Source organism: Stenotrophomonas sp. 2YAF22 (assembly GCF_052114665.1).
GTDB classification, from domain to species: domain Bacteria; phylum Pseudomonadota; class Gammaproteobacteria; order Xanthomonadales; family Xanthomonadaceae; genus Stenotrophomonas; species Stenotrophomonas indicatrix.
Window position 1 is genome coordinate 1 of record NZ_JBFRFE010000366.1, and the last position, 4,336, is coordinate 4,336.

Sequence of the window (4,336 nt, forward strand, 5' to 3'; positions counted from 1 at the left end):
GCTCGAAGCCGGCCTGCCCCATCATCGCCTTCAGCTCTTCCTGCGGCGGATGCTTGCGGATGCTCTCGGCCAGGTACTGGTAGCTGTCCGAATCGTTGGCGAACAGCTTGCCCAGCTTCGGCAGGATCTTGAACGAGTGGAAGTCGTAGATCGGCTTGAACCAGTCCGCGGTGACTTCGGAGAACTCCAGCACGCGGGCCTGGCCGCCCACCTTCAGCACGCGGAACATCTCGCGCAGGCCAGCGTCCTTGTCGGTCACGTTGCGCAGACCAAAGGCGATGGTCACCAGGTCGAAGCTGTTGTCCGGGAACGGCAGGGCCTCGGCGTTGCACTGCACATAGTCCAGGCCCAGCACCAGGCCGCGGTTGGTCAGGCGGTCACGGCCGACCGACAGCATGCCGGCGTTGATGTCGCCCAGCACCACCGAGCCCTCGGCACCGACGCGCTCCTTCAGCAGCGCGGCGATATCGCCGGTGCCACCAGCCAGGTCGAGCACGCGGTCGCCCGGCTTCACCTGCGCGGTGGCGACGTAGTAGCGCTTCCATGCCCGGTGCACGCCCATGCTCATCAGGTCGTTCATCAGGTCGTAGTTGCGCGCGACCGACGTGAACACCTGGCCGACCAGCTTCTGCTTGTCCTTGGCGTCAACGTCGCGGAACCCGAAATGGGTGGTACCGGATTTGTAAGGGGATTCGCTCATGCCCCCGATTATCGCACCGCCGGGCCGCTGCGGGGAACGCTGGCCGTATCATGGCGCCCCACGACCTACCGGAGCCCCGCATGATCACCACGCCCGACTACCAGGCCCTGCTGCAGACCGCCATTGCCGAAGCCCGCCAGGGGCTGGCAGAAGGCGGCGTGCCGATCGGCGCGGCGCTGTACCACAACGACGGCCGCCTGCTTGGCTGCGGCCACAACCGCCGCGTGCAGGAAGGCGATCCGTCCGTGCATGGCGAGACCGATGCCTTCCGCAAGGCCGGCCGCCAGCGCCGCTACCAGGACACCATCATGGTCACGACCCTGGCTCCCTGCTGGTACTGCTCGGGCCTGGTGCGGCAGTTCAACATCGGCACGGTGGTGGTCGGCGAATCGCGCACCTTCCAAGGCGGCATCGACTGGCTGCGCGAAAACGGCGTCAGCGTGATCGACCTGGACAGCCAGGAATGCGTCGACCTGCTAGGCGGTTTCATTGCGCAACATCCGGAAATCTGGAACGAAGACATCGGCGAATGAGCATCCGCCACTGCTGATGAGTCCGCCTTGATGAACGCTTCAGTGCCGGCACAGCCTTGTGCCGGCAGCGTCTTCCCGCTTCAACGTGAACTGCTGCGCAGTCAGCTGCGTGCGGTCAACACACGCCACTAACATCCTGCTGCGCAGCCACGTCTAGGGTGGAACGCAACCGGGCCCCCTGCCCCGGGTTGGAGCCGATCATGCAAGCGCATGCCGTACGTCCTCGCAGTGACCCGGCCCTGGCCGCGATCTGGAGCCGACTGCAGCAGCAATACGCACTGCACCAGCGCAGTGCCCCGTTCTGGAGCGCCTACCAGGACATGCAGCAGGATCTGCTGCACGACCATCCCCGCGACCTGGTGCGCCTGTGCAATGCGATGGCCGCCATGGCCGAACGCCTGGGTGCGGTTGAACACGCACAGCTGCTGCGCCATCGCCACGCTGGCTGCACATCACGCTGACGCGGCATGCACCGCCGCCCGGGCCACACTGTAATGGGCCCCCACTCCCTTCACCTCCAACCGATTGGATCGTCATGCACGCTGAAGTTCCCGCCATTCCCCCTGTCATCAATGTCGATGCGGAGCTGGATTACTGGCGCCGCCAGCACGCCGATGGCGCACTCGCGCACACCTCGTTCGGCACCTATGTCCCGTGGATCAAGTTCGCCTGTGATTCGCTGATCACCCAACCACGCGCCAGCAACGCCCAGCGCGATGAGCTGTTCCAGACCCAGTACGCCCTGCAGATCATGCCGCGCCTGAGTGAAGCGCAGGCCCGCGAATTCGTCGAACGCTGCTGGCAGCACGTTTACCTGGCCAGCCCGGTGCGCAGCCAGGAAGCACCGCGCCTGCGCGCCTGAGCCACGCGTTCGACTGCACGGCACCTGCACGGCCATGTGTCGATGATCGTCGCCATTCCCGTGGAACGATGACGATGAGCGCAAGGAACCTGTTCAATACGATCGCCAAGAAGGCCGCGGCCGCCACCGGCTCGCCGTGGACCTTCCTGGCCGCGGTGGTGATCGTCGTGCTGTGGGGCATCAGTGGCCCGATATTCAAGTTCAACGACACCTGGCAGCTGGTGATCAACACCGGCACCACCATCATCACCTTCCTGATGGTGTTCCTGATCCAGCACACGCAGAACTCGGACACCGCGGCGATGCAGATCAAGCTGGACGAGCTGATCCGCGCCACCGCCGAGGCCAACAACGAGCTGCTGGACCTGGAAGAACTGGACGAAGAGCGCCTGGAAGAGATCCGCGCCGAGTACGAAAGAATGGCGCGCGAAGCGGGCGACGCGCTGACGCGGGTACGCGCCTGCCGCACCGAGCGGCGCGACGACGAAGCGGTGTAGCCCTGCTCATTGACCGGTAGTGCCGGGCGCTGGCCGGCAACTGCACGATCCCTGTTGATCCCGCGCGCTGCCGGCCAGCGGCCGGCACTACCGGTCTGCGGGCAGCTTGGCGATCACCTTGATCTCGAACTGGAAGCCATACAGCCAGGTCACGCCGATGCCGGTCAGGGTCGGGTGCGGCGCTTGGCCCCAGTACTCGGGCACGATCGCCCAGGCCTTCTCGAAGTTCGTTTCCGGATCGACCAGGAACACGGTCACGTCGATCACGTCATCGAACGTGCAGCCGGCCGCGGCCAGCACTGCGTTGAGATTGTCGAAGGCGCGGCGGACCTGGGTCTCGAAGTCCGGTTCGGGCGAGCCATCCTCGCGGCTGCCGACCTGGCCGGAAACGAACAGGAAGCCATTGGATCGGATCGCCGGTGAATAGCGGTTGCTCTCGTACAGCGCCTGCCGGCCGGCGGGAAAGACAACATCACGGTGGGACATGGGACGGATTCCAGACGGGAGTGCACCATCCTCCCCGCCACCGCTGTCTGGATAAACCGTGATGATCGGTCTAGATTGATTGCAAATTCCAAACAATCACAGCCACTGCCATGGACCGTTTCGAAGCGATGCGCGCGTTCGCCCGGGTGGTGGAGACCGGCAGCTTCACCCGCGCCGCGCACACGCTGCAGCTCAGCCGCACCACGGTCACCCAGCTGGTGCAGCAGCTGGAGGCGCATCTGCAGCTGCGCCTGCTCAACCGCACCACGCGCCGGGTCAGTGTCACAGCCGATGGCGCGGCTTACTACCCGCGCATCGTGCGCCTGCTGGCCGAGCTGGAAGAGGTCGAGGGTGGTCTGGGTGATGCCGCCGCACAGCCACGTGGGCGCCTGCGCATCGACGTTCCCGGCCCGTTCGCGCGGCTGTTGCTGGTGCCGGCGCTGCCCGGCTTCCAGGCGCGCTATCCGGAGATCCAGCTGGACATCGGCGTCAGCGACCGCGAGGTCGATGTCATCGCCGACAACGTCGATTGCGTGATCCGCGGTGGCACCCCGGCCGACCCGGCGCTGGTGGCGCGGCCGTTGGCGAGCCTGCCGATCGGCTTCCATGCCAGCCCTGGCTATGTGCAGCAATTCGGTGTGCCGGAACACCCGCGCGCGCTCGAAGGGCCAGACCACTGCACGGTAGGTTTTCTAAGCCCGCGCAACGGCCGCGCACGCGTGTTCACCGCGCAGCGCGGCGCCGAGCGCATCGAGGTGCAGGGGCGCTATTCAATCGGTTTCGATGATGGCAATGCCTATCTGGCGGCGGGTCTCGCCGGCCTCGGCGTGGTCGCGTTGCCCAGCTACATGGCCGAACCGCATGTGGCGCGCGGCGAGCTGCTGCCGGTGCTGCACGACTGGCAGTTRCCGCCGATGCCGATGCACGTGATGTTCCCGCCGAACCGGCACATGAGCCAGCGGCTGCGGGTGTTCATTGATTGGGTGGTGGAGACGTTGGGCTGAGCCACCGCTCGAGTGCGGCCACGCCGCATGCCACTCCATCCTCGTTCGCCATTGCAGCGCCCAGCGCGGCCGCCCGTGCGCGTGTATCCGCATGCTCGGCGAACGCCAGTGCATCGGCCAACACCTGCGGCTGCAACCGCTTGGGTGACAGTGGCGCCGGTGCCACGCCCAGGTGCTGCAGGCGATCGGCCCAGAAGAACTGGTCGGCGGCGAACGGCATCACCATCGACGGTATGCCGGCGCGGCATGCCGAA

7 protein-coding genes and 1 pseudogene are annotated in these 4,336 nt (G+C 66.1%); 5 read left to right on the plus strand and 3 right to left on the minus strand.

All coding sequences use genetic code 11. The annotated features are described in order from the left end of the window. Positions 1 to 700 (minus strand): bifunctional demethylmenaquinone methyltransferase/2-methoxy-6-polyprenyl-1,4-benzoquinol methylase UbiE (ubiE, locus tag AB4Y84_RS14505; RefSeq protein ID WP_442250336.1); only part of this gene is annotated, 700 nt, incomplete at its 3' end. 80 nt (positions 701 to 780) lie between these two features. On the opposite strand from ubiE, the gene AB4Y84_RS14510 reads away from it, so the two are divergent. The 4 genes from AB4Y84_RS14510 to AB4Y84_RS14525 all read left to right on the plus strand — a co-directional run bounded on the left by AB4Y84_RS14510 (position 781) and on the right by AB4Y84_RS14525 (position 2,592). Then, positions 781 to 1,233 carry a nucleoside deaminase gene (locus AB4Y84_RS14510; protein ID WP_442244995.1) on the plus strand — a complete coding sequence of 151 codons (453 nt, stop codon included), beginning with the start codon at positions 781 to 783 and terminating at the stop codon, positions 1,231 to 1,233. Positions 1,234 to 1,433: 200 nt separating this feature from the next. Then, positions 1,434 to 1,694, plus strand: coding sequence for a hypothetical protein (locus tag AB4Y84_RS14515; protein WP_025877271.1), 261 nt, complete (start codon positions 1,434 to 1,436; stop codon positions 1,692 to 1,694). 74 nt (positions 1,695 to 1,768) lie between these two features. Further along, on the plus strand, positions 1,769 to 2,095 hold the full coding sequence (locus AB4Y84_RS14520; RefSeq protein ID WP_025877273.1) for a hypothetical protein: 327 nt from the start codon (positions 1,769 to 1,771) through the stop codon (positions 2,093 to 2,095). Positions 2,096 to 2,169: 74 nt separating this feature from the next. Further along, positions 2,170 to 2,592: a low affinity iron permease family protein gene (locus AB4Y84_RS14525; protein WP_363731542.1), complete on the plus strand. Its 423-nt coding sequence runs from the start codon at positions 2,170 to 2,172 to the stop codon at positions 2,590 to 2,592. 87 nt (positions 2,593 to 2,679) lie between these two features. Here AB4Y84_RS14525 and AB4Y84_RS14530 read toward each other — a convergent pair whose 3' ends face one another. Continuing rightward, a complete protein-coding gene (locus AB4Y84_RS14530; RefSeq protein WP_442244224.1) occupies positions 2,680 to 3,078 on the minus strand; it encodes a RidA family protein in 399 nt (132 codons plus the stop codon). Between the two features lie 110 nt (positions 3,079 to 3,188). On the opposite strand from AB4Y84_RS14530, the gene AB4Y84_RS14535 reads away from it, so the two are divergent. Then, entirely contained in the window at positions 3,189 to 4,082 is an 894-nt protein-coding gene (locus AB4Y84_RS14535) for a LysR family transcriptional regulator (protein ID WP_442244223.1), read from the plus strand. On the opposite strand, the pseudogene AB4Y84_RS14540 reads toward AB4Y84_RS14535, so the two are convergent. After that, positions 4,051 to 4,336 (minus strand): annotated as a pseudogene (locus AB4Y84_RS14540) (glycosyltransferase); the annotation flags it as partial. The gene AB4Y84_RS14535 and the pseudogene AB4Y84_RS14540 sit on opposite strands and share 32 nt — an antisense overlap.

Coding starts and splice junctions, on each gene's coding strand:
- AB4Y84_RS14525 (WP_363731542.1), top strand. CDS start 2,170: ATGAGCGCAAGGAACCTGTTCAATACGATCGCCAAGAAGGCCGCGGCC.
- AB4Y84_RS14530 (WP_442244224.1), bottom strand. CDS start 3,078: ATGTCCCACCGTGATGTTGTCTTTCCCGCCGGCCGGCAGGCGCTGTAC.
- AB4Y84_RS14520 (WP_025877273.1), top strand. CDS start 1,769: ATGCACGCTGAAGTTCCCGCCATTCCCCCTGTCATCAATGTCGATGCG.
- AB4Y84_RS14510 (WP_442244995.1), top strand. CDS start 781: ATGATCACCACGCCCGACTACCAGGCCCTGCTGCAGACCGCCATTGCC.
- AB4Y84_RS14515 (WP_025877271.1), top strand. CDS start 1,434: ATGCAAGCGCATGCCGTACGTCCTCGCAGTGACCCGGCCCTGGCCGCG.